A 26,824-nucleotide genomic window follows, 5' to 3' on the forward strand; every position below is an offset into this window, starting at 1 on the left:
CCCCGAGCCTGCTTCAGGCGTCAAAAGTTTGCTTCAAAGGAACGGGGAATACCGGTGGATCGCTCTCAGTTAATCAACAGTGCCCGCACGAACATGGCAGACCTCAGTCGAGGCAATCTGGGCGTGCCGCTGTTGCTGCTGGTCATGTTGGCAATGATGATGTTGCCCATTCCGCCGTTCCTGCTCGATGTGTTCTTCACCTTCAACATTGCCCTGTCCATCGTCGTGCTGCTGGTTTGCGTCTACGCCTTGCGGCCGCTGGATTTCGCGGTGTTCCCGACCATTCTGCTGGTGGCGACGCTGTTGCGACTGGCATTGAACGTGGCTTCGACGCGGGTGGTGATGCTCCACGGTCAGGACGGCCATGCCGCTGCCGGTAAGGTGATCCAGGCTTTCGGTGAGGTCGTGATCGGCGGTAACTACGTGGTCGGTATCGTGGTGTTCGCGATTTTGATGATCATCAACTTCGTCGTTGTGACCAAGGGGGCCGGGCGGATCTCCGAGGTGAGCGCGCGCTTCACCCTCGATGCAATGCCCGGCAAACAGATGGCCATCGACGCCGACCTCAACGCTGGCCTGATCGACCAGAACCAGGCCAAGGCCCGTCGTACGGAAGTGGCCCAGGAGGCCGAGTTCTACGGCTCGATGGACGGTGCCAGCAAATTCGTGCGCGGTGACGCCATCGCCGGTTTGCTGATTCTGTTCATCAACCTGATCGGCGGTATCGCTGTCGGTATCTTCCAGCACAACATGTCGTTCGCTGACGCCGGCAAGGTCTACGCCTTGCTGACCATTGGTGACGGTTTGGTGGCGCAATTGCCATCACTGCTGTTGTCCACCGCTGCCGCGATCATGGTGACCCGTGCTTCCGGTTCCGAAGACATGGGCAAGCAGATCAACCGCCAGATGTTCGCCTCGCCCAAAGCGCTGGCGGTATCCGCTGGTTTGATGGCAGTGATGGGGCTGGTGCCCGGCATGCCGCATTTCTCGTTCCTGAGCATGGCGGCGCTGGCGGCGGGTGGCGCGTACCTGTTCTGGCGCAAGCAGAACATCGTCAAGGTCCAGGCCCTGCAAGAGGTCAAGCGTCAACAAGAGTTGCTGCCATCGCCGGCCCGCGCCCAGGAAACCAAGGAGCTGGGCTGGGATGACGTGACGCCGATTGACATGATCGGCCTGGAAGTCGGTTACCGCCTGATTCCATTGGTGGACCGCAACCAGGGGGGACAATTGCTGGCGCGGATCAAGGGGGTGCGCAAGAAGCTGTCCCAGGATCTGGGCTTCCTGATGCCCACCGTGCACATCCGCGACAACCTCGACCTGGCACCGAGTGCCTATCGCCTGACCCTGATGGGCGTGATCCTGGCCGAGGCCGAGATCTACCCGGATCGCGAACTGGCGATTAACCCGGGACAGGTCTACGGCACACTCAACGGCATTACCGCCAAAGATCCGGCTTTCGGTCTGGAGGCGGTCTGGATCGAAATCAGTCAGCGCGCCCAGGCACAATCCCTTGGCTATACAGTGGTCGATGCCAGTACAGTAGTGGCCACGCACTTGAACCAGATTCTGTACAAGCACTCCAGCGAGCTTATCGGGCACGAAGAAGTGCAACAATTGATGCAATTGCTGGCAAAAAACTCGCCGAAACTGGCTGAAGAGCTGGTGCCGGGTGTGTTGTCGCTGTCGCAACTGCTCAAGGTTCTGCAAGCGCTGCTGGCCGAACAGGTGCCGGTGCGTGACATCCGCAGCATTGCCGAAGCCATCGCTAACAATGCTTCCAAGAGTCAAGATACCGCCGCATTGGTGGCCGCGGTACGCGTCGGCGTAAGCCGCGCAATCGTGCAAAGCATTGTAGGCACTGACTCCGAGCTCCCAGTGATCACCCTGGAGCCAAGGTTGGAACAAATATTGCTCAATAGTCTGCAGAAGGCAGGACAAGGCTCGGAAGAGGGCGTTCTGCTGGAGCCAAGCATGGCTGAAAAGCTGCAACGTTCGCTGATCGATGCGGCGCAGCGCCAGGAGATGCAAGGTCAACCGGTGATTCTGCTGGTGGCCGGTCCGGTACGCGCGATGCTCTCGCGATTTGGCCGACTGGCAGTCCCGGGTTTGCACGTGTTGGCTTATCAGGAAATCCCTGACAACAAGCAAGTGACCATCGTTGCGACAGTAGGGCCCAACGGCTGAGGTAGTGGTTTATGCAAGTTAAGCGTTTTTTCGCCGCCGATATGCGTCAGGCCATGAAACTGGTTCGTGATGAGCTGGGCGCTGATGCGGCCATCATTGGCAACCGCCGCATTGCCGGTGGTGTCGAGCTGACGGCTGCCCTGGATTACAAGCTGTCGGCGCTGGCGCCACGCGTGCCGAACATGGAGCTCGAAGACGAGTTGCGCAAGACCCAGTCGCGCATCGTCACCGCCCAGGCCGAGTTAAGCCTGCGCAGCGACGGCGAAAGCGACAACGCCACCAATCGCCAATTGTTCGCCGGTTTGCCGCTCACCGCAGCCGAGCCGCTGATCGAACCGACCTACGCCGAGCCTCGCCGCCCTGCGCCAGCACCGGCTCCGGCGGCCGCGATGGATTCCCGGGTATTTGACTCGATGCGTTTCGAGCTCAACAGCCTGCGCGAGCTGATGGAAGTACAGCTGGGCTCCCTGGCGTGGAATCAGCTGCAAGGCAGCAGCCCGGGCCAGGCCAACCTCTGGCGTCGTCTGCAACGTATCGGTTTGTCCGGGCCGTTGTCGCGCGACCTGCTGGCGCTGATCACCGACATTCAAGAACCCCGTCAGGCCTGGCGCATGTTGCTGGCGCACCTGGCGCGGATGATCGCCACGCCGGAAATCGAGCCGCTGGAAGAGGGCGGAGTGATTGCCATGGTCGGCCCTGCCGGCATGGGCAAGACCACCACTCTGGCCAAACTGGCGGCCCGTTACGTGCTCAAGTACGGCGCGCAGAATATCGCGCTGGTGAGCATGGACAGCTACCGCATCGGTGCCCAGGAGCAGCTCAAGACCCTCGGTCGGATTCTCAATGTGCCGGTGACCCACGTCGATCCGGGGCAATCGCTGGTGCAGGCGCTGGAACCCCTGCTGCGCAAGCGTGTGGTGCTGATCGATACCGCCGGCCTTCAGGCCAGCGATCCAGCTCTGCGCATGCAGCTCGAAAGCCTGGCCGGACGAGGCATAAAATCAAAAAATTATCTGGTCCTGGCAACCACCAGCCAGAAACAGGTTCTAACCGCCGCTTATCACAGTTACAAGCGTTGCGGGCTTGCTGGCTGCATCCTGACTAAACTGGATGAAACGGCAAGCCTGGGCGAAGTGCTGAGCCTGGCCATCAGCCATGAATTACCGGTGGCCTACCTGACTGATGGCCCGCGGATTCCGGATGATTTGCATCTGCCGCGTCGTCATCAACTGGTCAGCCGCGCCGTCAGCGTGCAAATGCAGGAAGAACCCAGCGAAGAAGCCATGGCTGACATGTTCGCTGATATCTACCACAGCCCCACCAAGCAGGTAGGCTGAGGTAACAATGAATAGTTTTTGTACCTACATCGATGGTCTGCCATGCATTGTTCGGTTTACGAACGCGCAGCCAGTAATGTGGCCTCCGTCTATGCAAGACAAGGTAAAGAAATAACATGGGCAGCATGCATCCCGTACAGGTGATCGCGGTGACCGGCGGCAAAGGTGGCGTCGGGAAAACTAACGTGTCAGTGAACTTGTCCCTGGCTTTGGCTGAACTTGGCCGGCGCGTCATGTTGCTGGACGCCGACCTGGGGTTGGCGAACGTCGACGTTCTGTTGGGCCTGACACCCAAACGTACCCTGGCCGACGTGATCGAAGGTCGCTGCGAGCTGCGCGACGTCCTGTTGCAGGGCCCAGGCGGCATTCGCATCGTTCCCGCCGCGTCCGGCACCCAGAGCATGGTTCACTTGAGCCCGGCGCAACACGCCGGCCTGATCCAGGCCTTCAGCGACATCGGCGACAACCTCGACGTGCTGGTGATAGACACCGCTGCGGGTATTGGTGACTCGGTAGTCAGTTTTGTCCGTGCGGCCCAGGAAGTGTTGCTGGTGGTCTGCGACGAGCCGACGTCCATCACCGACGCCTACGCCCTGATCAAACTGCTTAACCGCGACTATGGCATGAACCGCTTCCGCGTCCTGGCCAACATGGCCCAGAGCCCGCAGGAAGGGCGCAACCTGTTCGCCAAGCTGACCAAGGTCACGGATCGCTTCCTCGACGTCGCCCTGCAATACGTCGGCGCCGTGCCTTATGACGAAAGCGTGCGCAAGGCCGTGCAAAAACAGCGTGCCGTTTACGAAGCGTTCCCGCGCTCCAAGTGCTCGCTGGCCTTCAAGGCGATCGCGCAGAAGGTCGACACCTGGCCGCTGCCCGCCAACCCGCGCGGGCATCTGGAGTTCTTCGTCGAGCGCCTCGTGCAACAAACGGCAGGACCCGTGCTATGACAGCCAGCGGCTACAACCTCTACAAGAAATCGGCACGCGATTCGCAGTACGAGCTGATCGAGCGTTACGCGCCGCTGGTCAAACGCATTGCCTACCACTTGCTGGCGCGTCTGCCGGCCAGTGTCCAGGTCGAAGACTTGATCCAGGCCGGGATGATTGGCCTGCTGGAAGTTTCGACCAAATACGACGCCAGCAAAGGTGCAAGTTTCGAGACGTACGCGGGCATCCGCATCCGCGGCGCCATGCTCGATGAAGTGCGCAAGGGTGACTGGGCACCACGCTCGGTCCACCGCAATACCCGCATGGTCAGCGACGCCATCCGCTCGATTGAAGCTAAAACAGGCCGTGACGCTAAAGATCACGAAGTTGCGGCCGAACTCCAATTGAGTCTCGACGATTACTACGGGATTTTGAACGACACCCTGGGCAGCCGTTTATTCAGTTTCGACGACCTGTTGCAGGACGGCGAACACGAAGGGCTGCACGAGGATGGCGCGAGTGCTCATCTCGAGCCGTCACGCGACCTGGAAGATGAACGCTTTCAGGCAGCGCTGGCGGACGCGATTGCCAATTTGCCGGAGCGTGAGCGACTGGTGTTGGCGCTGTACTACGACGAAGAGTTGAATCTCAAGGAAATCGGTGAGGTCCTGGGGGTCAGCGAATCGCGGGTCAGCCAGTTACATAGCCAGTGCGCGGCCCGTTTGCGGGGGCGTTTGGGAGAGTGGCGAGCGCGCTGAAGGCAGTGTGGGGGCACTGCGACGTGGCTGGTGGGGTGATGAACCGCGCCGGTCTCGCTTCGCTGTACTCCAGACAGTCATTGAGTGCTTTGCCAGATTGATTGAAATGGCGCGTCCAGGTGCTGGGCGCGTTTTAGTCTGCTTGGAGGTCGAATTGGACAAGAACATGAAAATCCTCATCGTTGATGACTTCTCAACGATGCGGCGGATCATAAAAAACCTGTTGCGTGACCTTGGGTTCACCAACACGGTCGAGGCCGACGATGGCACTACCGCCATTCCGGTACTCAACAGCGGGAGCATCGACTTTCTGGTGACCGACTGGAACATGCCAGGCATGACCGGCATCGATCTGCTGCGCCACGTGCGTGCCGATGAAAAGCTCAAGCACCTGCCAGTGCTGATGGTGACCGCTGAAGCCAAGCGCGAGCAAATCATCGAAGCGGCCCAGGCCGGTGTAAACGGCTATGTGGTCAAACCCTTCACGGCCCAGGCGTTGAAAGAAAAAATCGAGAAGATTTTCGAACGCATCGGTTGAACTGCGCCACGGGGGAGCTATGGGGCATAACGAATCTTCGCAGGGCGATTTTGAATCGACCCTGAAAAAACACGCCGTCGAACTGGTCGCGAGCCTTGAAAAAGGCAGGTTTGGCGATGCTGTGCAATTGATCCATGAGCTCAACCAGACCCGTGACCGCGGCCTGTATCAAGAAGTGGGCAAGCTCACCCGCGAGCTGCATAGCGCGATCGTCAATTTCCAGATTGACCCGCACATGCCGCAAGCCGAGGAGGTGTCACAGATCACCGACGCCACCGAGCGTCTGGGCTATGTGGTCAAGCTGACCGAGGCCGCGGCCAACCGCACCATGGATCTGGTGGAAAACGCCACGCCGCTGGTCAACAGCCTGGCCGACGAAGCCCAGGCCTTGAGTACGGATTGGGGGCGGTTCATGCGTCGCGAAGTCGGCGCTGAAGAGTTCCGCGAACTGGCCCGGCGCGTCGACGGGTTCCTGGCACGCAGCAGCACAGACAACCGTGCCGTGTCGGGCAACCTCAACGACATTCTGCTGGCCCAGGATTATCAGGACCTCACAGGTCAAGTGATCAAGCGTGTGACCCAATTGGTCACCGAAGTTGAGAGCAACCTGCTCAAGCTCGTACTCATGGCCAGCCAGGTGGACCGCTTTGCGGGCATCGAACATGACCGTGAAGCAATGCTTGCGGAAAAAGATCCACAAAAACATCTCTCTCAGGGTGAAGGTCCGCAGATTCATGCCGATAAAAGAGAAGACGTTGTGTCCGGTCAGGACGATGTGGACGATTTGTTATCCAGCCTGGGATTTTAGCGTTTTAGAATTTTAGGTTTTTTGGGTTTTTAGACCTGTAGGAGCACACCATTAATGAGCTTCGGCGCCGATGAAGAGATCCTTCAGGATTTCCTGGTTGAGGCCGGCGAGATTCTAGAGCAACTGTCCGAGCAACTGGTCGAGCTGGAAAGCCGTCCGGATGATGCGGATTTGCTCAATGCAATTTTTCGCGGTTTCCACACTGTAAAAGGGGGCGCCGGCTTCCTCCAGCTCAACGAGCTGGTGGAGTGCTGCCACATCGCCGAGAACGTGTTCGACATCCTGCGCAAGGGTGAGCGTCGCGTTGACTCGGAACTGATGGACGTGGTTCTAGAAGCGCTGGACGCGGTGAACGGCATGTTCAGCGAAGTCCGCGAACGCAGCCCGATCACGGCTGCTACACCGGAATTGCTCGCGGCACTGGCCCGTCTGGCCGAACCGCAATCGGCCGACGAGGTTGCACCTGCACCTGTCGCCCACGTGGTTGAAGAGCCTGCCGCTGAAAGCGAGTCGGGTGATATCACCGACAATGAATTCGAACAACTGCTGGACTCGCTGAACGCCGTCAAGGCCCAGGCCGAGGCGCCGACGGCTGCTCCGGCACCTGCCAGCGATGCAGCGGCCAGTGACGAAATCACCGACGCCGAGTTCGAGTCGTTGCTCGACCAGTTGCACGGTAAAGGCCAGTTCGCGGTTGATGCCGTGGCACCGGCCGGCTCTGCCGCGCCGCAGGCTCCGAAAGCCGCGGGCGACAGCTCTGACATCACCGACGACGAATTTGAAGCACTGCTCGACCAGCTGCACGGCAAGGGTAACTTTGCCGTTGATGCGCTGGAATCGGCCATCGCTTCCGTGCCGACTCCTGCCGCGCCAACCGCTGCGGCGGCCGGTAGCGATCTGATCACCGATCACGAATTCGAATCGCTGCTCGACGAACTGCACGGCAAAGGCAAGTTCACTGAAGTGGGCGCGACCGCAGGATCGGCTACCGGTGCCAGCGCATCGGTTGCAGCGCCGGTCGCCAAGGCTGCGGCACCGAAACCGGTGGCCAAGGCCCCTGAGCCGAAAGCCGAAACACCCGCGCCTGCCGCCGGTGCTGCACCGGCCCCGGCCCGTGCACCGGCCGCACCACCGGCGGAAAAACCGGCCAGCGAAGCCGAGACCACCGTGCGGGTCGACACCGCTCGCCTGGATGAAATCATGAACATGGTGGGCGAACTGGTGCTGGTGCGTAACCGCCTGGTCCGCCTCGGTGCCAACAGCGCCGACGAAGCCATGTCCAAAGCCGTGTCCAACCTCGACGTGGTCACGGCCGACCTGCAAACCGCGGTCATGAAGACCCGGATGCAACCGATCAAGAAGGTCTTCGGGCGCTTCCCGCGTCTGGTTCGCGACCTGGCTCGCCAGCTCAAGAAAGAGATCAACCTGGAACTGGTCGGCGAAGAAACCGACCTCGACAAGAACCTCGTCGAGGCCCTGGCCGACCCGCTGGTCCACTTGGTGCGCAACGCGGTCGACCACGGTATTGAATCGCCGGAAGAACGCGAAGCATCGGGCAAGGCCCGTGGCGGCAAGGTCATCCTGGCCGCAGAGCAGGAAGGCGACCACATCCTGCTATCGATCTCCGATGACGGCAAGGGCATGGACCCGAACGTCCTGCGTTCCATCGCGGTGAAACGCGGTGTGATGGACAAGGATGCGGCCGATCGCCTGAGCGACACCGAGTGCTACAACCTGATCTTCGCCCCGGGCTTCTCGACCAAGACCGAGATCTCCGACGTGTCGGGTCGTGGCGTGGGCATGGACGTGGTGAAAACCAAGATTTCGCAGCTCAACGGTTCGATCAACATTTTCTCGGCCAAAGGCCAGGGATCGAAGATCGTCATCAAGGTGCCGTTGACCCTGGCAATCATGCCGACGCTGATGGTCATGCTCGGCAACCAGGCGTTCGCGTTCCCGCTGGTGAACGTCAACGAAATCTTCCACCTCGACCTGTCGACCACCAACGTCGTGGACGGCCAGGAAGTGGTGATCGTGCGGGACAAGGCACTGCCATTGTTCTACCTCAAGCGCTGGCTGGTCAGCTCCGCCGCTCACGAAGAGCAGCGCGAAGGCCATGTGGTGATCCTTTCGGTGGGCACCCAGCGGATCGGCTTCGTCGTCGATCAACTGGTGGGCCAGGAAGAAGTCGTCATCAAGCCATTGGGCAAAATGCTCCAGGGAACCCCGGGCATGTCGGGCGCCACCATCACCGGTGACGGTCGCATTGCGCTGATTCTCGATGTTCCGAGCATGCTCAAGCGTTACGCCGCACGGCGTATTTGATTCTGGTGGAGCGGGGCGACTGAGCCTCGCTCCGTCTAACGGAGTGTTTATGGCAGTCAAAGTCCTGGTGGTGGATGATTCGGGGTTTTTCCGCCGCCGCGTCTCGGAAATTCTTTCAGCGGATTCGAATATCCAGGTTGTCGGTACGGCGACCAACGGAAAAGAGGCGATCGATCAGGCACTGGCCCTCAAGCCGGACGTGATCACCATGGACTACGAGATGCCCATGATGGACGGCATCACCGCGGTGCGGCACATCATGCAGCGCTGCCCGACCCCGGTCTTGATGTTTTCCTCGCTGACCCATGAAGGCGCCCGGGTGACCCTCGATGCGCTGGACGCCGGCGCGGTGGACTTCCTGCCGAAAAATTTCGAAGACATCTCGCGCAACCCCGAGAAGGTCAAGCAACTGCTGTGCGAAAAAATCCTGAGCATCTCGCGCAGCAATCGTCGCGTCAGCACTTACAGCGCACCGGCCCCTATGGCCGCTCCCGCTCCGACACCTGCGCCTTCAAGCGTCGGCAGTTACGGCAGCAGCGCGCCTGTACGCCCGGCGCCGGCAACTATTGCGCCGCGTGCCCATGCGCCGATGGCGTCGTCGCCCGCGCCGAAACGCAAAGCCTACAAACTGGTGGCCATCGGCACGTCCACTGGCGGTCCGGTTGCCTTGCAGCGGGTCCTGACCCAGTTGCCGGCCAACTTTCCGGCGCCGATCGTACTGATCCAGCACATGCCCGCCGCCTTCACCAAGGCGTTCGCCGAGCGCCTGGACAAACTGTGCCGAATCAGCGTCAAGGAAGCCGAGGATGGCGACATCCTGCGTCCGGGCCTCGCCCTGCTCGCGCCGGGCGGCAAGCAAATGATGATCGATGGCCGTGGCGCGGTGAAAATCCTGCCGGGCGACGAGCGTTTGAATTACAAACCGTGCGTCGATATCACCTTCGGCTCGGCGGCCAAGTCCTACGGTGACAAAGTTCTGGCGGTCGTGTTGACCGGCATGGGCGCCGACGGTCGTGAAGGCGCGCGCCTGCTCAAGCAGGGCGGCAGTTCGATCTGGGCGCAGGATGAAGCCAGTTGCGTGATCTACGGCATGCCGATGGCCATCGTCAAAGCTGAACTCGCCGACGCGGTGTACAGCCTGGACGATATCGGCCGGCACATCGTCGAGGCATGTATCTGATGGATGTTCTGAGCCTTATCGGCATCATCATGGCGTTCGTCGCCATCATCGGTGGCAACTACCTCGAAGGCGGCCATCTCGGTGCACTGGCCAACGGCCCCGCGGCGTTGATCGTACTCGGCGGGACCATCGGCGCGGCCCTGCTGCAATCACCAATGAGCGCCTTCAAGCGTGCCATGCAGATTCTGGCGTGGATTCTGTTTCCGCCGCGTGTCGATCTGGCCGGTGGCATCGATCGTGTCGTCAACTGGAGCCTCACTGCACGCAAGGAAGGCTTGCTGGGCCTGGAAGGGGTGGCCGACGCCGAAGCCGACAATTACTCGCGCAAAGGCCTGCAACTGTTGGTGGACGGCGCTGAACCGGAAGCGATTCGCAGCATTCTCGAAGTGGATTTCTACACCCAGGAAAGCCGCGACATCGAAGCTGCCAAAGTCTTTGAGAGCATGGGCGGTTATGCGCCGACCATCGGTATCATCGGTGCGGTCATGGGCCTGATTCACGTCATGGGCAACCTCGCCGATCCATCGCAACTGGGCAGCGGCATCGCCGTGGCGTTCGTCGCCACCATCTACGGCGTGGCCAGTGCCAACCTGGTGCTGCTGCCGATTGCCGCCAAACTCAAATCCATTGCGTTGCGCCAATCGCGTTATCGCGAAATGTTGTTGGAAGGGATCCTGTCGATCGCCGAAGGTGAAAACCCACGCTCCATTGAGTTGAAGCTGCAAGGCTTCATGGACTAAGGGAATAACCTCATGGCTCGTCGTCGACATCAGGAAGAACACGTTAACCACGAGCGCTGGCTGGTGTCCTACGCGGATTTCATCACGCTGCTGTTCGCTTTTTTCGTGGTGATGTACTCGATCTCTTCGATCAACGAAGGCAAGTACAAAGTCATTTCCGAGGCGCTGATCGGCGTTTTCACCGACAGCGATCGCGCACTCAAGCCGATCCCCATCGGCGAAGAACGACCGAAAACCGTGACCCCGGCCAAGCCGCTGGTCAAGGACAGTGAGCAGGTCGATGCTGGTGTCGCCGGTGCCAGCGATCCGCTGAAAAGCATCGCCGATGACATCAGCGCGGCATTTGGCGATCTGATCCAGTCCAACCAGATGACCGTGCGCGGCAACGAGTTGTGGGTCGAGATCGAGCTTAACTCCAGCCTGCTGTTCGGCAGCGGCGACGCCATGCCCAGCGACATCGCCTTCAATATCATCGACAAGGTCGCGGCCATCCTGAAGCCGTTCGACAACCCGATCCACGTCGAAGGCTTCACCGACGATCAGCCGATTCGAACCGCGCAGTACCCGACCAACTGGGAACTGTCATCGGCGCGCTCGGCCAGCATCGTGCGCATGCTGGCGATGCAAGGGGTGAACCCCGGTCGACTGGCATCGGTGGGCTACGGCGAGTTCCAGCCGGTCGCCAATAACGCCACGGCGGAAGGCCGGGCGCGTAACCGTCGCGTGGTGCTGGTGGTGTCGCGCAATCTCGATGTACGCCGCAGCCTGACCGGTACCGGTACGGCTAAAGCGCAACCGGATGCCGCGTTGAAGCGTGCTGGCACACAAACTGCACCGACCCCGGTCAAGTCGCCGGTACGAGAGAGCGCCGTCAATTCTCCGTCACCCGCATTAACACGTTGAGCTATTTCCCGGTCGACACCGCCCGGGTGGAACAATCCGTATGAGAGTCTGGGCAGTCGCCAATCAAAAGGGTGGTGTCGGTAAAACCACTTCCTCCATCGCTTTAGCCGGTTTGCTGGCAGAGGCGGGCAAGCGCGTGGTCGTGGTCGACCTGGACCCCCATGGCTCGATGACCAGCTATTTCGGTTACGACCCCGATAGCCTCGAGCACAGCAACTACGACCTGTTCCTGCACAAGGGCAACGTTCCCCAGGGTTTGCCCGGCCAGCTGTTGCTGTCCACCAGCGACCCACGCATTTCCCTGTTGCCTTCGAGTACGGCGCTGGCGACCCTTGAGCGCCAGTCGCCGGGGCAGAGCGGCCTGGGGCTGGTGATTGCCAAGAGCCTGGCGCAGTTGTGGCAAGACTTCGATTACGCCGTGATCGACAGCCCGCCGCTGCTGGGCGTGCTGATGGTCAATGCCTTGGCGGCGAGCCAGCAACTGGTTATTCCGGTGCAGACCGAACACCTGGCGGTCAAAGGCCTGGAGCGCATGGTCAACACGTTGGCGATGATCAACCGTTCCCGCAAACAGGCATTGCCATTCACTATCGTGCCGACCTTGTTCGACCGTCGCACGCAAGCCTCACTCGGCACGCTGCGTGTGCTGCGTGACAAGTTTCCGGAAGAGATCTGGCAAGGCTACATCCCGGTGGACACCCGCCTGCGCGATGCCAGCCGGGCCGGGCTGACGCCGTCGCAATTCGACGGCAAGAGTCGTGGTGTCCTCGCTTACCGCGCGCTGCTCAAGCATTTGCTGGCGGCACAACTTGTTCCGCAGGTGGCTTGATGTCCATGAACCGGCCACTGAAGCTCACATCTCGCCCGCAACTGGCGTTGCAGTCGTATCTGGACAACCTTCTTCAAGAGGTGACCGAGGAACTGTTGCCGCCTGTTGAAGCGTTGCCTGAGGTGGCCCAAGCCGAAGCGGTAATCGATGAGTTCCAGGCTGCGGTACTTGAAGAACAGGCCCGTGATGCCGAGCAGGCCAGGCTTGCTGCCGAGCCTGTCGCCAGAGCCGCTGCACTGGTGGACATGCCGGCGCGTCCGGCTGTTGCCGTGATCGAAGCGCCTGCACCGATCCTGTCGCCGGTCTCGACCATCGCGCCATTGCTGCAAACACTGGTCACGCCTGTTGCCCAAGTGCTGCAGGCGCCGGAGCCAACAGTCGTCGAAGTCCGGCAAGCCCTGGTTGCGCCGGTGGTCGAAGTTCATCTGCCGCCCGCCATCACACCGCCCCCGGTGGAAACCGACGGTCGTCCGTACTGGGCTGCCGAGCCGTTCGAGTGCCTGTTGTTTGATGTTGCCGGGTTGACCCTGGCGGTGCCGCTGGTATGCCTGGGCTCGATTTATTCTTTGGCCGGACACGAGTTGACGCCGTTGTTCGGTCAACCGGAGTGGTTCCTCGGCATTCTGCCGAGCCAGGCCGGCAACCTGAAAGTGCTGGATACCGCACGGTGGGTCATGCCCGACCGTTATCGCGACGATTTCAAGCAGGGCCTGCAATACGTCATTTCCGTCCAGGGCTATGAATGGGGGCTGGCGGTGCATCAGGTCAGCCGCTCGTTGCGTCTGGATCCGAACGAAATCAAGTGGCGCAGTCACCGTGGTCAACGGCCATGGCTGGCGGGCACGGTGATTGAACACATGTGTGCGTTGCTCGACGTTTCCGCGCTGGCCGAGTTGATTGCCAGCGGTGGGGCAAAGCACATGGGCGGCAGCAAGCCGACCCACAAAACTACATAACAGAACAACACCGCTAGGGCGGTTTCTTGAGGGGTCAGGGTATGAATGACAAGGCAACGGCGGCAAAAGGTTCCGAAGATCCGATCCTGCAATGGGTCACCTTCAAGCTGGATAACGAGACCTACGGCATCAACGTGATGCGCGTTCAGGAAGTCCTGCGCTACACCGAAATCGCCCCGGTCCCGGGTGCCCCGAGCTACGTGCTGGGCATCATCAACCTGCGCGGTAACGTGGTCACCGTGATCGACACCCGCCAGCGCTTCGGCCTGATGAATGCCGAGATCAGCGACAACACCCGTATCGTCATCATCGAAGCCGACAAGCAAGTCGTCGGGATCATGGTCGACAGCGTGGCCGAAGTGGTTTACCTGCGTCAGTCGGAAATCGAAACCGCGCCGAACGTCGGTAACGAAGAATCCGCCAAGTTCATTCAAGGCGTGTGCAACAAGAACAACGAACTGCTGATCCTGGTCGAACTGGACAAGATGATGAGCGAAGAAGAATGGTCGGAACTGGAGAGTATCTGATTGATTCTTGAGGTTGCGGTCATTGTCCTGTTCCTGTTTTGGGCAGGCACGCTGGCAATGTTCCTGGCGTACATTCGCGCTCAGAAGCAGATCGCCGCACAACAGGCCCAAGCTGACGTGCTGCGCGATCAGCGCATCAAGGACCTGGGCAAGCGTGTTGACGACTATCAGAATGGCAACGTGCGCATGGGTGAAGACCTGCATGAGCTACGCGCGATCGTCGCGCCATTGCCGGACAAACTGGTCCAGCTGGAACAACGCGATCCCACCAGCCTGTCGTTCGCCCAGGCGGCGCGACTGGTCGGGATGGGCGCGAGCATCGACGAACTGACCCAGTCCTGCGGCTTGACCCAGGCTGAGGCGGAGTTGATGAGCAAGCTTCACAAGAACTGATTTTGGCGTACTGGCTGAAATCGCTTTCGCGAGCAGGCTCGCTCCCGCAGGGATTCGTGGATGGACACAATATTCGTGTCCACTGAAGATCCATTGCGGGAGCGAGCCTGTTCGCGATGAGGCCTTTGAAACCTCAGTAATCATCCCCGCGTTCGGTCACATCCTTCTCGACCATCGGCGCATCCGGATCCTGGCCTGCCGGAAACTTGCCTTTGAGATTCCACGCAAACGCGATGATCTCGTCAATCGTCAAGTAGCGATTCATCACAAAACCCGCCTCGTTTGCCGTTTTCTGATTCTCGGCGTTTTAGTGACGCCTCACGCCAAACCCTCATCCAGACTCGGTCCTAGGACGCAGGCTACACGTCCTAGGACGTGGGCTACATGAATCAAGGAATGGGCCGACTTGTGACACTTTACGGCCATCAGTAACGTTCGGCGGTCGCAATGGCTAACTGTTTTGAGCTGATGCGATGGCGTGGGTGGAATCGATCCGGGAACTCTCGATCTGCCATGACTTCATTCAATCCTGGCGCGTCTCCTGGCCGCCCAGCTTCAAACACGGACGTCCTTCTTGCGCCCCATCATTGTGATCAACGACCCGACCTCTGAAGGAGGACAAGTGCTTGAGGGTTCTCCCTCGACTTTCATCAATGATCTTGCCGTGGCGAGGCTCGGCGATCGCGTTTCCTGTGCCCATGGTGAATGCACCATTGTCAGTGGCGACGAAACCCTGCAGGTCGACGACAGAGCGGTCGCTCGCGAAGGGGATTCAACCGCCTGTGGTGCGACGCTGGTTGCTACGCAGAACGACACCGGTGTTCTCTAAGGACTAGAGATGACAACCCGCACAAGTATTTACGATCGCATCTCCGAGCGGCGATTGGCCCAGGAGAACAGACAGCGCCAGTTTGAGGCTGTGTTTCCCACGGTCGATTTCAACGCCTCCTGCGCCAGCATGGTCCGGGCCTGGATCTGGTTGCCCTGTGGGGTATTTGATTCACCGTTACCCGCCAGTGAGCTGTCTGGCATGTTTGGCGGCTTCACTCACGATTCACGCCTGATCAATGCGTGCGGCCTGCGTCAACCCATCAGCCGTTTGGCGACCCCCGCTGCGGGTAGACCGGAAGTCGGGGCTTTCAATCGCTGCAGCGAGCTTCTCCACGCAGCTTTGAATCAATGGTCAACAGCCTTGCGGGCGTCTATCGACTGGTCCAACACCCAGGTCGTGTTGTTTGTTCCTGATGCAGTGAGTGCCCTCGATTGGTTTGATCGAGTTGTGTACCTCTGGCCGCCTGAACTGTCGCCCATGCGTGGTTTTGACCTACAGATGCAAGCGCCAGCGCAGTGGCTGGCAGCGTTGCCTGGAAGCCGGGCCGCCGCACAATTTCTCCTGTGCCTGAGCGTCGATTCCTGGGCCTGTGAAGAACGAGTAACAGCCTGTGCGGCAGATGAGGTGGCGGGCGAAGCGGTTTGCGCGGTGTTGTTGCGTCGTCAGCCGCAGCAGCTGGAACGAACGACCGTGGACTGCCCAACACTGTTCGCGCCGATCAGTCTGGATCACGGCTCGCCCAGCTCCCGGGCATGCAACGACACTCAGGCATTTGAACAAATGATGCTGAAACTGGGTGAGCGAACGGGCATCGATCCGACGCGGGTAAACGTGCTGATCGGTGAGAGTGCGCTTGATCGCCAAGGCATCGGCCAGTTGCGTCAATACGCCGGGGATTGCTTGCCTCGTTTGGATCTCAATCAGCCGACTTGCATCAACCCGATTCGCGCCCGGTTTGGGACTGTGACACAGCAATGGGTGCAAATAGGCTTCGCCGGACTTATCGCCAGTGCGGACGCTGATTGCGTTGTCTGGTTGCTGGATCGTACTCAGCTCAACCAGCCGCAAGGTTGGCTGATTGGCTGAAACTTCAAGGACAGTTGAAACAGGGAGTTTCAAGAGTGAATTCCATTACTGACATCGCACTGGCTTCGGTTGATTCGTCGCTGAGCCAGGCCGGACGCCTGTTGCACATCACGACGCCGCAGGGGCAACAACTGTATGCGCTGCGTGCCCATGCTCAGGAACGATTGGGGCGTGTGCCTCGTTACACGGTCGACGTGATCAACCAATCCACGGCATTCGATCCGGAGCAACTCATCGGTCAAGCGGTGCAATTGAGCATCAAGCTGGATGACGGCAGTCTGAGTCCCCGGCATGGCTGGATAGAAAGCGTGCGTTACCTTGGCAGCGACGGCGCTTTCGAGGATTGGCAACTGGTCTTTGCTCCCTGGTTCAGTCTGCTGGAGCATCGGATGGATTGCAGGATCTGGCAGGAAGTGAGCCTTCCCGACATTTTCGCTCAGGTGTTCCAGCACTACAGCCAGGCGCGTGATGCTTATCGCTTCGAGCTGTCACAGGAATATCCGCTGCTGTCCTATGTCACCCAGTTCAACGAAAGCGATGCCAATTTCGTGCAACGCTGGTGCGAGCAAGAAGGTTTGTTCTGGTATGTGGAACATGAGGTGGACAGGCACTGCATCGTATTTACCGATAATAACTTGCACCTGCCGACGCTTGACCCTGCGACCCTGCGGTTCCATACGCAACACGCAGCAGACCGGCTGGACAGCGTCACTCAGTGGAGCCCCGGTGCCCGGTTGCTCAATGGAGTGGTGCAATCCAGCAGCAACGACTATTTCTCTCATGCCCGAGCACAGTTCACGCAAGTACGCGCTCTGTCTGCGGCATCGGCGCCGCCCGATCTCCAGCGATATCAATATCGGGGGCAATACGCCTGGCAGAGTCATGATCGAGGCAACTGGCTCGGCCGGGTGCAGATTGAGCAGGACGAATCAGCGGCCAGGCGCATCCATGGACAAGGTGGCGTGCGACATATGCAACCGGGCCGAGGCTTCAAGCTGACCCAACACCCGTTGTACGCATACAAGACCGGTAAGGACTGCCAGTTCCTGATCATCGCCGTCGAGTTCTATGCCCAAAGCAACCTGCCAATAGGCAAAAATCGACCCCGGCCGCCCGGTAGCCTGAAATCTCCTTTCGAACCTGAGGACGTGCGGACACCGCTTTCCCTGGATAGCGAAGGTTTTTACCTGAACCGGTTTGAGGCCCAGCGTCTGGACGTGGCCTATCGCAGCCCGTTCGATCATGCGAAACCTGCCAATCCCGGCCCGCAGACGGCCGTCGTCGTGACCCCGAGCGGTCGCGAAGTCTTTACCGACAGCCTTAACCGGATTTGCGTGCGCTTCCATTGGGACCGGCTGGTCAAGGATGGCGAGCTGGGCTCATGCTGGTTGCGCATGATGCAGGCCAGCAGTGGTGAGGGCTGGGGCAGTGTGAACGTACCTCGCTCGGGGGAGGAGGTCGTGATCACCTTTCTCGACAATGACATCGACCGACCCTTGGTGATGGGCCAGGTCTACGGAGGACATAAGCCCGCCTGGCACTCCAGTGGTTTGATGAGCGGCTATAGAAGCCAGGAAATCCAGGGGCGTGGGTACAACCAGTGGGTGATGGACGACTCCACCGAACAGGTTCGGACCCAGATTCACAGCAGTCATGGGCACAGCCAGCTGAACCTTGGTTACCTGATCGATCAGCAAGGTAATCAGCGTGGCGCCTTGCGTGGCAGCGGTTTTGAGTTGCGCACGGATGCCTACGGGGCCTTGCGTGCACAACAGGGGTTGTATCTCAGCACATGGCCGCGCAACAACGCTCAGGGCGGCCAGCTTGATATTCAGGAAGTCCGCAAGCAACTGACTGACGCACAAGAGCGGGTCAAGGCACTCTCCGGCTTGGCTCAGCAACACAATGCCTTGCCGATGCCGGGAGGCATCGACAGCCTTGATCAACTGAACGCTGACACGCAAATGCGCTACGGCAGCGCAGACAGGGGCCTGGCGAGCAACGACCGGCAACTGCGCAATGGCGGCGACACGGCTGCGGCAATCAGTAGCGGCGGGCGGGGCCAGACGTCTGGCTACCACAAGCCGCTGTTGATCGCCTCGGCCCCTGCCGACATCGTCACAGCGACACCCCAAAATACCCACCTGCACAGCGGCAAGCAGTTGACGCTCTCGACCGGCGAAGACATCAACCTCGCCAGTGGTCAATCGTTACTGGCCAGCGTGGCACACAGCATCAGCCTGTTCGCCCAGGCCGCGGGCGCCAAACTGTTTGCGGCCAAAGGAAAAATCGAAATACAGGCGCAGAGCGAATCCATCGAGCTCACCGCCCAGGACTGCGTGCGCATTACGTCCACGGCCCGTAGCGTCGAGATCGCCGCGCAGGATGAAATCCTTCTCACCAGCGGTGGTGCCTACATCCGTATCAAGGAGGGCAACATCGAAATCCATGCGCCCGGCAGCGTGGACGTCAAGGGCGTGAAAAAAACCTTCAGCGGCCCGGCGCAACTCAATCGCGACAGCCCGGCGTGGCCCACGGCCTCGCTCAGGCAATCGCTCGCATTGATGGCGGGTCAAAGCAGTGTCGCAGGTTTTCAGCCTTGGGCAGGCATGCCTTACAAGGTGTTCGCCGATGGCGCACCGGCGGGGAACGGCGTCATGGATGCCAGCGGCCAAATCGCCGTTGATCATCATGTCACCACCGGCCGTTACCGCATCGAGCTGGCTAACGGGGTCAAGTACGAAGTGCCGGTGGCCGGCGACTACACGAATGATCCGGACAACGCCGAACGGGCGAATCAGGGTTTTCAACGCCATTCGAGCCAGACACATCCCGAGATCACGCCCCCGGACGACGCCAGTCAGTTCCGCCATGCCTATACCCAACTGAACTCGCCGAAGCCGGAGGCTTGAAGATGACCATCCCCACGATCACTGTCCCGATCGCCACCAGTAAAACCATGTCATGCCAGCTCAACCTGCCGTGGTTCGTGCAGAACACCGAATACCATCCGGTGCCCGCGACATTCGAACCTCTGGTGAATGGCGAGCGTGCATTCGGCGCGGTCTATGACGCCATCCTCGCCGCTAAAAGCAGCGTGGAAATCATCTGCTGGGGCTTTCAGCCTTCGATGTATTTCAAACGGGGCGATACCCGCTCGCTGTGCATTGGTGATCTGCTGATCCAGAAAGCCAACGAAGGCGTTCAGGTGCGGATCCTGTGCTGGTACGACACGTTGCGTGTCGCCCAGACTTCGGAAAACTCAACCCCGGGTGACAACGTTTCCAATTGGTTTGGCAAGTTCAGGCAAAACCGAAACGACGCGCAAGTCGAGTATGACAAGTTGTGGTATCGCCAGATCCGGCTCGCTTATACCGGCGCTGAAACCGGGCCGATCGAACTGGGACAACGCTTCTTTCGCATGCTGAGGTGGGGGAACGATCCCGGCCTGGGCATCAAGAATATCGAATTCGTCACGCGCGACTTTGGCTTGCTGGACCGGGCAGAAATTGCCTGGCGCCTGGCGGTGAATGCCCTGGATGAAAATCGCGACATGACCAACAAAGTCATGAGTTCGGTGGCGATGTTTGCCGAGCCGAGCCATCACCAGAAGATGGTGCTGGTGGATTACGAAAAACCGGAGGATGCCGTCGGGTTCGTGATGGGGCACAACACGCTGGATGCCTATTGGGACGACGATCATCACAGCCATGAACGGCATCATCCGCAATTCGGGCGCAACGGCGAGACGCCCAGGCAGGACATTTCCAGCCGTGTGTCCGGCCCGATGCTGGAATTTCTGAATCACAATTTTTGTACTGCCTGGAAAAAAGAAACGCGCATTGACCTGCTGGGGCCTCGTCGACACATCGCCCGGCAACTGCGCCTGCGTCCCGGGCATGGCACACCGGTCATGGCGCAGGTACTCAGAACCCAGAGTCAGGACAACAAGAGAGACATCGAGAAGCTCTACCTGCAGGCCGTCAACAACACGACTCAATTCATCTACATCGAGAACCAGTATTTCCGCTGGCCGCCGCTGGCTGAAAAAATCAAAAGCGTCGTGAAAAATCTTTTGGACTGGGGGCGCGATCTCGAAAAGGACGGGCCGGTGTATCTGTTCGTTGTGACGAACTCCAACAGCGAGGCCATCGGTGATGGCTCGGTCAATACATTTCGCATGCTGAAACAGTTGGGCCGCCCGGAACTGATGCCGGGCATCGCCAGGGCTGAACGGCATGACGAATTGCTGGCCGACATCGCCCAGGCCAAACAAACCGAACGCGTGGCTGCGGTGAATGCCCGCCTTTTCAAAGAGAAATACGACACCGGCCATGACGAACCGGCGGCTCAGTACTACGAGATGTTGAAAGAAAATCATCAGCGAGCTCGCGCCAAGGTCGCGCAGCTTGAAAAAGAACTGCCAGAGAAGCTTCAGGCCGTGATCTCCCCCTCAGAAATCCCCGGCCTGAAAGTCCACATTTGTACCTTGGTAGCCCCCGATTCCCCACCCGATAACTGGATGGATGTGTATGTGCACAGCAAGTTGATGATCGTCGACGATGTGTTTACTACATTGGGTTCCGCGAACATCAACACGCGCAGTATGCAGGTGGACAGTGAGTTGAATATTTGCATTGAGGATCCTGCGGTGACCAGGCCGTTAAGGGAGCATTTGTTTGGGGTGCATACGGGAGACGAAATGATCGGGGCTCACATGGCTGAAACGTTCAAAAAATGGAAGGAGATTCTCGTAGAAAACAACTCCCGAAGAGTGCCGCCGCTACAAAGAGAAACTGTGGTTATTTCGAAGCCGCCGGTTGCATCATTGGTTGAGTTTCTGCAAGAGAGTCCTGTTCAGAAGAATTGGGACTAAGTTATGAGAAACATAGCCATTTTGTTGTTGTGTTTTTTAATGTTGGCTTGTTCAAAAAAGGAAGAAAGCATGCCCGATACCTCGCAGATCGATTTTGCCTACAGTAGGTTGGAGTTTAAGTGCGTATATGAGCGTGATTTTTTACCGCCGTTGAATCAGGATGCGGACATGCTATATCGGTACAGTCTTTTCTTGGAGAAGCGTACGGGGCAGAAGGATTACGACAAGATTGCCCGTTATTACCGTATAGCGGCAGCTCACGATCACTATAAGGCCGCGACCAATTTGCAATTCCTGCTTTCTATCGGACAAGCACGCTCCCCTGATGCCAGTAAAGAGGTCATTGATCTGGCCGAGTATTACATTGCTCAAGGAATTCCTGGGGCTTATTACGATATGGCGCATTACCTGGAGTTGGGTTATGGCGTCAAACAGGATGTTGCGACCTCTAGGGTCTACTTTCGGCGGGCGGCCGACCTGGGGAATCCGGGTGCTCAGTATTATATTGGTAGGCTTTTGTCCTCTGTGCCCAATACGGCCGGAATTATGTTGGCAATGTACAAGTGTGCGATGGAACAAGGTAATCGATTGGCGGCTAGAAATTACTCAAGCTACTTGAAAGTCACCGGGAATTATCAACAGGCACTTCACGGCTATCAGGTTGCTACCCGAAATGGCGACGATCTTAGTGCATACAGTCTCGCTAATGCATTCAAAGGACCACCTGTTTCTAATGAGCTACATTATTTGGCTTTACAGCAAGATGACGAACGCGTCGATCGATACAATAAAATCAGCGATTTCCTCTCGCGTCACGAACACCTCGGGGCAAAAATCCCCGACCTGGATGACATCGTCCCACTCCCACCCGCAACCCTCCCCGAGTGGGACGGCACATTCCAATGGAAGCGAGAGCGTGACTCCGCTGTCCCCATCATTCCATCAGCAGAGTTGATCGAAAAACTCAGTGCCGAAAAGGGACTGGATCCCGCCACCGGCTTGCCGCTGCCAAAAAACACCGAGAACACATGAATTCACCGCCGGATGAAAATATGCCGGAAAATCTAATAAGGATTTGGGTGAGGGCAATCAGGCTACTTCTGACATTGTTCAGTCTCTTGACGGTCATGGCCTGTTCAAAAAAAGACGAGCAGATGTCTGAAGTTGCGTCGGCGGACGTTGCCTACAGTAGGTTGGAATTTAAGTGCGTATATGAGCGCGATTCGTTGCCTATATTGAACCCGGATGCGGACACCTTCTATCGGTATGGACTTTACTTGGAGAAACGTAAGGGGCAGAAGGATTACGATGCGATCGCCCGCTATTATCGTGTCGCGGCTGCACACGATCACTATAAGGCCGCGACTAATCTGCAGTTCCTGCTGTCGACCGGACAAGCAGGCTCTCCTGATGCCAGTAAAGATGTCATCGATTTGGCCGAATATTTTATCTCCATAGGTATCCCTGGTGCGTTTTACAATATGGGGCATTATCTGGAGTTGGGTTATGGCGTCAAACAGGATGTTGCTGCGTCCAGAGTGTACTTTCGTCGAGCAGCCGACTTGGGGAGCCCGGATGCTCAGTATTACGTAGGCAGGCTTCTGTCCTATGTACCTAATACAGCCGAAACCATGCTGGCGATGTATAAATGCGCAATGGAACAAGGTAATGGTATAGCGGGAAGAAGATACTCAATTTCTTTGAAAAACGCAGGGCGTCATCAGGAGGCTTTGCAAGGTTTTCAATTAGCGATTCGCAATGGAGATAACAGCAGTGCCAGTCGGCTGGCGAGTGCATTCGAAGGGCCGCCAGTGACCGACGAACTGTACTACCTGGCTGTAGAGCAAGATAAAGAACGCATCGATCGATACAATAAAATCAGCGATTTCCTCTCGCGCCACGAACACCTCGGAGCAAAAATCCCCGACCTGGATGACATCGTCCCACTCCCACCCGCAACCCTCCCGGAGTGGGACGGCACCTTCCAATGGAAGCGAGAGCGTGACTCCGCTGTCCCCATCATTCCATCAGCAGAGTTGATCGAAAAACTCAGCGCCGAAAAGGGACTGGATCCCGCCACCGGCTTGCCGCTGCCGAAAACCGCCGGGGATTTTTAAGGCCTGATATCTGAATCAACGCATGGCGACTAGCCATTCGAACCTCAATAATCATCCCCGCGCTCAGTCACATCCTTCTCGACCATCGGCGCATCCGGATCCTGGCCTGCCGGAAACTTGCCTTTGAGATTCCATGCAAACGCAATGATCTCGGCAATCGTCCGGTACAAGTCCTCCGGAATGCTGTCGCCCAATTCCATGCGTGCGAGCAGTCTCACCAGCTCGGCGTTTTCGTAGATCGGCACTTCATAGTCGCGGGCGATCCGCAGGATTTCTTCCGCCAGCTCTTCGTCGCCCTTGGCGGTGAGGGTCGGGGCGTGGATGCCGTCGTATTTGAGGGCGATGGCCTGCCGTGGGGTGTTGGGGTTTTTCATGCGGTTTCGTCGACCCAGCGTTGTTCGAGGCGGGTTTGTGGGCCTTGGGGTGGTTTGCCGTGATGGCAATCGAGATCGCCGACGTTCAGCCCGCAATCGAGCATGCGCGCGCGCAATGCCGCCAGATTGCTCTCGATCAGGCTGGCGGTATACGGCCGTTCGGCCCACAGCTGACTGGACAGGCTGCCCTTGATCAACTGCGCCTGGACCTGCATCGGTCCCAGCGGCTCCATGTCGAAGGCCAGTTCGACCCGCCACAATGGTTGTTTCGGTTCGCGCTCGTCGCGGCGTTCCTGGGGTTGTTCTTTATCCGGCGCGTCTTCGCGCTGGAACTTGATTTGCAATGGCACGATGTCTTGCAGGTTGCGCATCGGCACTTCCAGCTGCCAGGTGCTCATCAGGCGACCGTCGCTGGTGACGCCGGTTTGTTCCAGGCTCGACAGCTGATGGCTTTGCAGGCGGGAAACCGCTGCGGCAGCCAGGCGCAGCAAGTGCTCGAGGTCGTCTTCGCCGTCTGCGCTTTGCAGCATCCGCTCGGGCAGCGGAAAACCGGTGGGTGGCGGCTTGGCACTGACCTGGCCGAGCATGCCGAGCGCATTGCGCACGAAACTCGGCATCGCCTGGGCCAGCGTGTTGGCGGCGATGATTGCTCCGAGATTGGTACTGGCCGGCAGGCTTGGGGTCAGTTGCGCGATCAGCTTCAGCAGGTCGCCTTTCATGTCGGGGGCCAGCGCAGGGTTCTGGCCGGTCAGCAGTTTCGATTCGAGGAACGCACCGCTGCCGGCCAGCGCCAGCGCCAGACCTTTGGGGGTGCTCAGTTGGTGGACGTCCGGCAGGCCGGCGAGCAGTTTATCCACGGCCGCGCGCAGGTCGCTGGAGGTCTGGTTCGAGGGCGGCAGGTTTTGCAGGAGCTTGAGCAAACCCTCCAGCGAGCCTTGGCGGCTGGTCTGGCTGAGCAATTGCTGGGTCACCGCCAATTGCTCCTGACGACTGCTCAACGGTACGAATTTCAGTGTTTGCGTGTCCTGCACTTGCGCACTGAGCAAAGTGCCGATCCGCAGCGGCTGCGGGCTGTCGACGCTGAGAGTGCTGCCGCTGAGCGCGGTGTTGAGCAGGCTGACCATCGAGCGAAACACCGTCGGCTGCCCCGGCATTTGCGGCAACACCTGGGAAGTCAGCACTTTGCCCTGCAACAGCGTACCGACCGGCAATTGCGCGGTGTCGAGGCGGGTGAGGGTGGCGACACTGGAGGCAATGGCCTGCTGCACGGTGATCGCCAGGTTGCCGGCCGATGGCTGGGTGACGGCTACGTGGGTGCCCTGGGCCAGCGGTTGGTTACTGGTGGCCTGGACCGTGGTCTGGCGACCGCTTTCGAGGGTGACCTTGAGCAGCAGTTGAAAGGTCTGATCCGCCTGTTTGAGCGACAGCACTTCGGCCTTGGCGGTCTGGCCCGCCGTGATCAGGCCTTCGATGGGCGTCAACAGCTTGAGCAACTCGCCGCTTACTACCTGCGGGCGCGCAGAGGTCGGGGTGGTCTGCGGTAGCGGGAGGATGTTCATTTCGCCTGTCATACGCGGTCACAACCTTGGGAAAATGCACGCTTTAGAGTCGGAGCTGGCATGTATAATGCCGCGCAGTTGTATACAGAGTGCCGGAAACATTGCAATTATTTGACGCAGCTCGCTAGTCCGGGCCGCCAATACATTTATTCTGCATCTCTTTAACGGCCGCGCCAGAGCCGACTTGAACCGTATAAGGCCCGTGAACCCTTGACCAGTCCTGTCCTGCAAACCGTTGCCCTCGCCTGTGAGCGAGACCTTCGGCTGCTTTTTGAAAATCTCGATTTGAGACTGGCCAGTGGCGAAATGGTGCAGATCAGCGGTCCCAATGGCAGTGGCAAGACCAGCCTGTTGCGGTTGCTGTCCGGCCTGATGCAGCCGACCGCCGGTCAAGTGTTGCTCAACGGCCAGCCTTTGAACGAGCAACGCACGGAGCTGGCGCGCAACCTGCTGTGGATCGGCCACGCCGCTGGCATCAAGGACCTGCTGACCCCGGAAGAGAACCTGAGCTGGCTTTGCGCCCTGCATCAACCGGCGACCATGGAGGCTATCTGGCAGGCCCTGGCGGCGGTCGGTTTGCGCGGTTTCGAAGACGTTCCCTGCCACACATTGTCCGCTGGCCAGCAACGCCGCGTTGCACTGGCCCGCTTATATCTGGACAGCCCGCCGCTGTGGATTCTCGATGAGCCGTTCACGGCCCTCGACAAGCAAGGCGTGGCGCAACTGGAAGAACACCTGGCGGGTCACTGCGAACGCGGTGGCATGGTGGTGTTGACCACTCACCACACGCTGAGCCGGATGCCGACCGGTTATCGCGACATTGATCTGGGGAAATGGGCCGTATGAGTGTTTTCGGCCTGCTGGTCGCCCGTGAGGCCCGTTTGCTGTTCCGCCGTCCCGCGGAGCTGGCTAATCCGCTGGTATTTTTTGCGATTGTGGTTTCGCTGTTCCCGTTGGCGGTCGGTCCTGAGTCTCAATTGTTGCAAACCTTGTCCCCGGGACTGGTGTGGGTGGCAGCGCTTTTATCGGTCTTGCTCTCGCTGGACGGGCTTTTCCGCAGTGATTTCGAAGACGGATCCCTTGAACAGTGGGTCCTTTCGCCGCACCCCCTGGCTCTTCTGGTTTTGGCCAAGGTGCTGGCACACTGGGCCTTTTCCGGCCTGGCGCTGGTTTTGCTCGCGCCCTTGCTGGCGTTGATGCTCGGTTTGCCAGCCGCCTGTCTGCCGGTGTTGCTGCTTTCGTTGTTGCTGGGTACACCGGTGTTGAGCCTGCTCGGTGCGGTGGGCGCAGCCCTGACGGTGGGTTTGAAGCGCGGCGGTCTGTTGCTGGCGTTACTGATTCTGCCGTTGTACATCCCGGTGTTGATCCTTGGCAGTGGCGCCTTGCAGGCAGCCTTGCAAGGCATGCCGGCGACCGGTTATCTGCTGTGGCTGGGTAGCCTGACCGCCCTGGCGATAACGCTTACACCTTTTGCAATAGCTGCTGGCCTGAAGATCAGCGTCGGCGAATAATGAGGTCTGATCAAAATTTGATCAGTAAAGACCCTTGGCTGTTTCGTAATGACGAACAGCAACCG

At 59.0% G+C, this 26,824-nt stretch carries 24 protein-coding genes and 1 pseudogene; 22 read left to right on the forward strand and 3 right to left on the reverse strand.

The window, feature by feature from the left end:
* Positions 1–54 precede the first annotated feature (54 nt).
* The 14 genes from flhA to M5G20_RS11235 all read left to right on the forward strand — a co-directional run bounded on the left by flhA (position 55) and on the right by M5G20_RS11235 (position 14,404).
* Positions 55–2,184, forward strand: coding sequence for a flagellar biosynthesis protein FlhA (gene flhA / locus M5G20_RS11170; protein ID WP_273919175.1), 2,130 nt, complete (start codon positions 55–57; stop codon positions 2,182–2,184).
* A gap of 11 nt (positions 2,185–2,195) precedes the next feature.
* Positions 2,196–3,521, forward strand: coding sequence for a flagellar biosynthesis protein FlhF (gene flhF, locus M5G20_RS11175; protein ID WP_150734889.1), 1,326 nt, complete (start codon positions 2,196–2,198; stop codon positions 3,519–3,521).
* A gap of 116 nt (positions 3,522–3,637) precedes the next feature.
* Positions 3,638–4,468, forward strand: coding sequence for a flagellar synthesis regulator FleN (gene fleN, locus M5G20_RS11180; protein ID WP_008001746.1), 831 nt, complete (start codon positions 3,638–3,640; stop codon positions 4,466–4,468).
* Positions 4,465–5,205: an RNA polymerase sigma factor FliA gene (gene fliA / locus M5G20_RS11185; protein ID WP_085716996.1), complete on the forward strand. Its 741-nt coding sequence runs from the start codon at positions 4,465–4,467 to the stop codon at positions 5,203–5,205. Before fleN ends, fliA begins: the two co-directional genes overlap by 4 nt.
* Before the next feature lie 166 nt (positions 5,206–5,371).
* On the forward strand, positions 5,372–5,743 hold the full coding sequence (locus M5G20_RS11190) for a chemotaxis response regulator CheY (protein ID WP_003183998.1): 372 nt from the start codon (positions 5,372–5,374) through the stop codon (positions 5,741–5,743).
* Between the two features lie 19 nt (positions 5,744–5,762).
* The gene (locus M5G20_RS11195) at positions 5,763–6,551 is read left to right on the forward strand and encodes a protein phosphatase CheZ (protein WP_075948879.1); all 789 of its coding nucleotides are present in this window, start codon (positions 5,763–5,765) and stop codon (positions 6,549–6,551) included.
* Between the two features lie 54 nt (positions 6,552–6,605).
* Entirely contained in the window at positions 6,606–8,876 is a 2,271-nt protein-coding gene (locus tag M5G20_RS11200) for a chemotaxis protein CheA (protein ID WP_273919176.1), read from the forward strand.
* 49 nt (positions 8,877–8,925) lie between these two features.
* On the forward strand, positions 8,926–10,056 hold the full coding sequence (locus M5G20_RS11205) for a protein-glutamate methylesterase/protein-glutamine glutaminase (protein WP_273919177.1): 1,131 nt from the start codon (positions 8,926–8,928) through the stop codon (positions 10,054–10,056).
* Positions 10,056–10,796, forward strand: coding sequence for a flagellar motor protein (locus M5G20_RS11210; RefSeq protein WP_273919178.1), 741 nt, complete (start codon positions 10,056–10,058; stop codon positions 10,794–10,796). The genes M5G20_RS11205 and M5G20_RS11210 overlap by 1 nt, the downstream gene beginning before the upstream one ends.
* 12 nt (positions 10,797–10,808) lie before the next feature.
* A complete protein-coding gene (gene motD, locus M5G20_RS11215) occupies positions 10,809–11,699 on the forward strand; it encodes a flagellar motor protein MotD (RefSeq protein ID WP_273919179.1) in 891 nt (296 codons plus the stop codon).
* Between the two features lie 40 nt (positions 11,700–11,739).
* Positions 11,740–12,528, forward strand: a complete 789-nt coding sequence (locus tag M5G20_RS11220; protein WP_056853002.1) for a ParA family protein — start codon at positions 11,740–11,742, stop codon at positions 12,526–12,528.
* A 5-nt stretch (positions 12,529–12,533) separates the two neighbouring features.
* Positions 12,534–13,484 (forward strand): CheW domain-containing protein, encoded by a 951-nt coding sequence (locus M5G20_RS11225; protein WP_273919180.1) that lies wholly within the window; start codon positions 12,534–12,536, stop codon positions 13,482–13,484.
* A 41-nt stretch (positions 13,485–13,525) separates the two neighbouring features.
* Positions 13,526–14,011 (forward strand): chemotaxis protein CheW, encoded by a 486-nt coding sequence (locus M5G20_RS11230; RefSeq protein WP_007980742.1) that lies wholly within the window; start codon positions 13,526–13,528, stop codon positions 14,009–14,011.
* Positions 14,012–14,404, forward strand: a complete 393-nt coding sequence (locus M5G20_RS11235) for a DUF2802 domain-containing protein (protein ID WP_273919181.1) — start codon at positions 14,012–14,014, stop codon at positions 14,402–14,404.
* A 133-nt stretch (positions 14,405–14,537) separates the two neighbouring features.
* On the opposite strand, the pseudogene M5G20_RS11240 reads toward M5G20_RS11235, so the two are convergent.
* Positions 14,538–14,660, reverse strand: a pseudogene (locus M5G20_RS11240) (EscU/YscU/HrcU family type III secretion system export apparatus switch protein); the annotation flags it as partial.
* Between the two features lie 318 nt (positions 14,661–14,978).
* Between M5G20_RS11240 and M5G20_RS11245 the strand changes: the two are divergent.
* From M5G20_RS11245 to M5G20_RS11270, 6 genes are read left to right on the forward strand one after another with little or no spacing between them, the layout of a single operon-like run.
* Positions 14,979–15,233: a PAAR domain-containing protein gene (locus M5G20_RS11245; RefSeq protein ID WP_075948943.1), complete on the forward strand. Its 255-nt coding sequence runs from the start codon at positions 14,979–14,981 to the stop codon at positions 15,231–15,233.
* A 9-nt stretch (positions 15,234–15,242) separates the two neighbouring features.
* Positions 15,243–16,322: a hypothetical protein gene (locus M5G20_RS11250; RefSeq protein WP_273919182.1), complete on the forward strand. Its 1,080-nt coding sequence runs from the start codon at positions 15,243–15,245 to the stop codon at positions 16,320–16,322.
* A 35-nt stretch (positions 16,323–16,357) separates the two neighbouring features.
* Positions 16,358–19,234: a type VI secretion system Vgr family protein gene (locus tag M5G20_RS11255; protein ID WP_273919183.1), complete on the forward strand. Its 2,877-nt coding sequence runs from the start codon at positions 16,358–16,360 to the stop codon at positions 19,232–19,234.
* Between the two features lie 2 nt (positions 19,235–19,236).
* On the forward strand, positions 19,237–21,198 hold the full coding sequence (locus tag M5G20_RS11260; protein WP_273919184.1) for a phospholipase D-like domain-containing protein: 1,962 nt from the start codon (positions 19,237–19,239) through the stop codon (positions 21,196–21,198).
* 3 nt (positions 21,199–21,201) lie between these two features.
* Positions 21,202–22,230 (forward strand): SEL1-like repeat protein, encoded by a 1,029-nt coding sequence (locus M5G20_RS11265; protein ID WP_273919185.1) that lies wholly within the window; start codon positions 21,202–21,204, stop codon positions 22,228–22,230.
* 20 nt (positions 22,231–22,250) lie between these two features.
* On the forward strand, positions 22,251–23,315 hold the full coding sequence (locus M5G20_RS11270) for an SEL1-like repeat protein (protein ID WP_443218300.1): 1,065 nt from the start codon (positions 22,251–22,253) through the stop codon (positions 23,313–23,315).
* 44 nt (positions 23,316–23,359) lie between these two features.
* On the opposite strand, the gene M5G20_RS11275 is transcribed toward M5G20_RS11270, so the two are convergent.
* Positions 23,360–23,689, reverse strand: coding sequence for an EscU/YscU/HrcU family type III secretion system export apparatus switch protein (locus M5G20_RS11275; protein ID WP_273919187.1), 330 nt, complete (start codon positions 23,687–23,689; stop codon positions 23,360–23,362).
* A complete protein-coding gene (fliK, locus tag M5G20_RS11280; protein WP_273919188.1) occupies positions 23,686–25,260 on the reverse strand; it encodes a flagellar hook-length control protein FliK in 1,575 nt (524 codons plus the stop codon). The genes M5G20_RS11275 and fliK overlap by 4 nt, the downstream gene beginning before the upstream one ends.
* Before the next feature lie 198 nt (positions 25,261–25,458).
* Between fliK and ccmA the strand changes: the two genes are divergently transcribed.
* A complete protein-coding gene (gene ccmA, locus M5G20_RS11285; protein ID WP_273919189.1) occupies positions 25,459–26,094 on the forward strand; it encodes a cytochrome c biogenesis heme-transporting ATPase CcmA in 636 nt (211 codons plus the stop codon).
* Positions 26,091–26,759: a heme exporter protein CcmB gene (gene ccmB / locus M5G20_RS11290; protein WP_007980754.1), complete on the forward strand. Its 669-nt coding sequence runs from the start codon at positions 26,091–26,093 to the stop codon at positions 26,757–26,759. The genes ccmA and ccmB overlap by 4 nt, the downstream gene beginning before the upstream one ends.
* Positions 26,760–26,824 lie beyond the last annotated feature (65 nt).

It is taken from the genome of Pseudomonas sp. TNT2022 ID1044, assembly GCF_028656895.1.
GTDB lineage: Bacteria > Pseudomonadota > Gammaproteobacteria > Pseudomonadales > Pseudomonadaceae > Aquipseudomonas > Aquipseudomonas reinekei.

Excerpts from the sequence above, each read along its gene's own strand:
- M5G20_RS11230 (WP_007980742.1), top strand. The coding sequence starts at position 13,526 with ATGAATGACAAGGCAACGGCGGCAAAAGGTTCCGAAGATCCGATCCTG.
- M5G20_RS11265 (WP_273919185.1), top strand. The coding sequence starts at position 21,202 with ATGAGAAACATAGCCATTTTGTTGTTGTGTTTTTTAATGTTGGCTTGT.
- M5G20_RS11225 (WP_273919180.1), top strand. The coding sequence starts at position 12,534 with ATGAACCGGCCACTGAAGCTCACATCTCGCCCGCAACTGGCGTTGCAG.
- M5G20_RS11190 (WP_003183998.1), top strand. The coding sequence starts at position 5,372 with ATGAAAATCCTCATCGTTGATGACTTCTCAACGATGCGGCGGATCATA.
- motD (WP_273919179.1), top strand. The coding sequence starts at position 10,809 with ATGGCTCGTCGTCGACATCAGGAAGAACACGTTAACCACGAGCGCTGG.
- M5G20_RS11270 (WP_443218300.1), top strand. The coding sequence starts at position 22,251 with ATGCCGGAAAATCTAATAAGGATTTGGGTGAGGGCAATCAGGCTACTT.
- ccmB (WP_007980754.1), top strand. The coding sequence starts at position 26,091 with ATGAGTGTTTTCGGCCTGCTGGTCGCCCGTGAGGCCCGTTTGCTGTTC.
- M5G20_RS11220 (WP_056853002.1), top strand. The coding sequence starts at position 11,740 with ATGAGAGTCTGGGCAGTCGCCAATCAAAAGGGTGGTGTCGGTAAAACC.
- M5G20_RS11275 (WP_273919187.1), bottom strand. The coding sequence starts at position 23,689 with ATGAAAAACCCCAACACCCCACGGCAGGCCATCGCCCTCAAATACGAC.
- M5G20_RS11200 (WP_273919176.1), top strand. The coding sequence starts at position 6,606 with ATGAGCTTCGGCGCCGATGAAGAGATCCTTCAGGATTTCCTGGTTGAG.
- M5G20_RS11260 (WP_273919184.1), top strand. The coding sequence starts at position 19,237 with ATGACCATCCCCACGATCACTGTCCCGATCGCCACCAGTAAAACCATG.
- flhF (WP_150734889.1), top strand. The coding sequence starts at position 2,196 with ATGCAAGTTAAGCGTTTTTTCGCCGCCGATATGCGTCAGGCCATGAAA.
- M5G20_RS11210 (WP_273919178.1), top strand. The coding sequence starts at position 10,056 with ATGGATGTTCTGAGCCTTATCGGCATCATCATGGCGTTCGTCGCCATC.
- fliK (WP_273919188.1), bottom strand. The coding sequence starts at position 25,260 with ATGACAGGCGAAATGAACATCCTCCCGCTACCGCAGACCACCCCGACC.
- M5G20_RS11250 (WP_273919182.1), top strand. The coding sequence starts at position 15,243 with ATGACAACCCGCACAAGTATTTACGATCGCATCTCCGAGCGGCGATTG.
- M5G20_RS11205 (WP_273919177.1), top strand. The coding sequence starts at position 8,926 with ATGGCAGTCAAAGTCCTGGTGGTGGATGATTCGGGGTTTTTCCGCCGC.
- fleN (WP_008001746.1), top strand. The coding sequence starts at position 3,638 with ATGGGCAGCATGCATCCCGTACAGGTGATCGCGGTGACCGGCGGCAAA.
- fliA (WP_085716996.1), top strand. The coding sequence starts at position 4,465 with ATGACAGCCAGCGGCTACAACCTCTACAAGAAATCGGCACGCGATTCG.
- M5G20_RS11195 (WP_075948879.1), top strand. The coding sequence starts at position 5,763 with ATGGGGCATAACGAATCTTCGCAGGGCGATTTTGAATCGACCCTGAAA.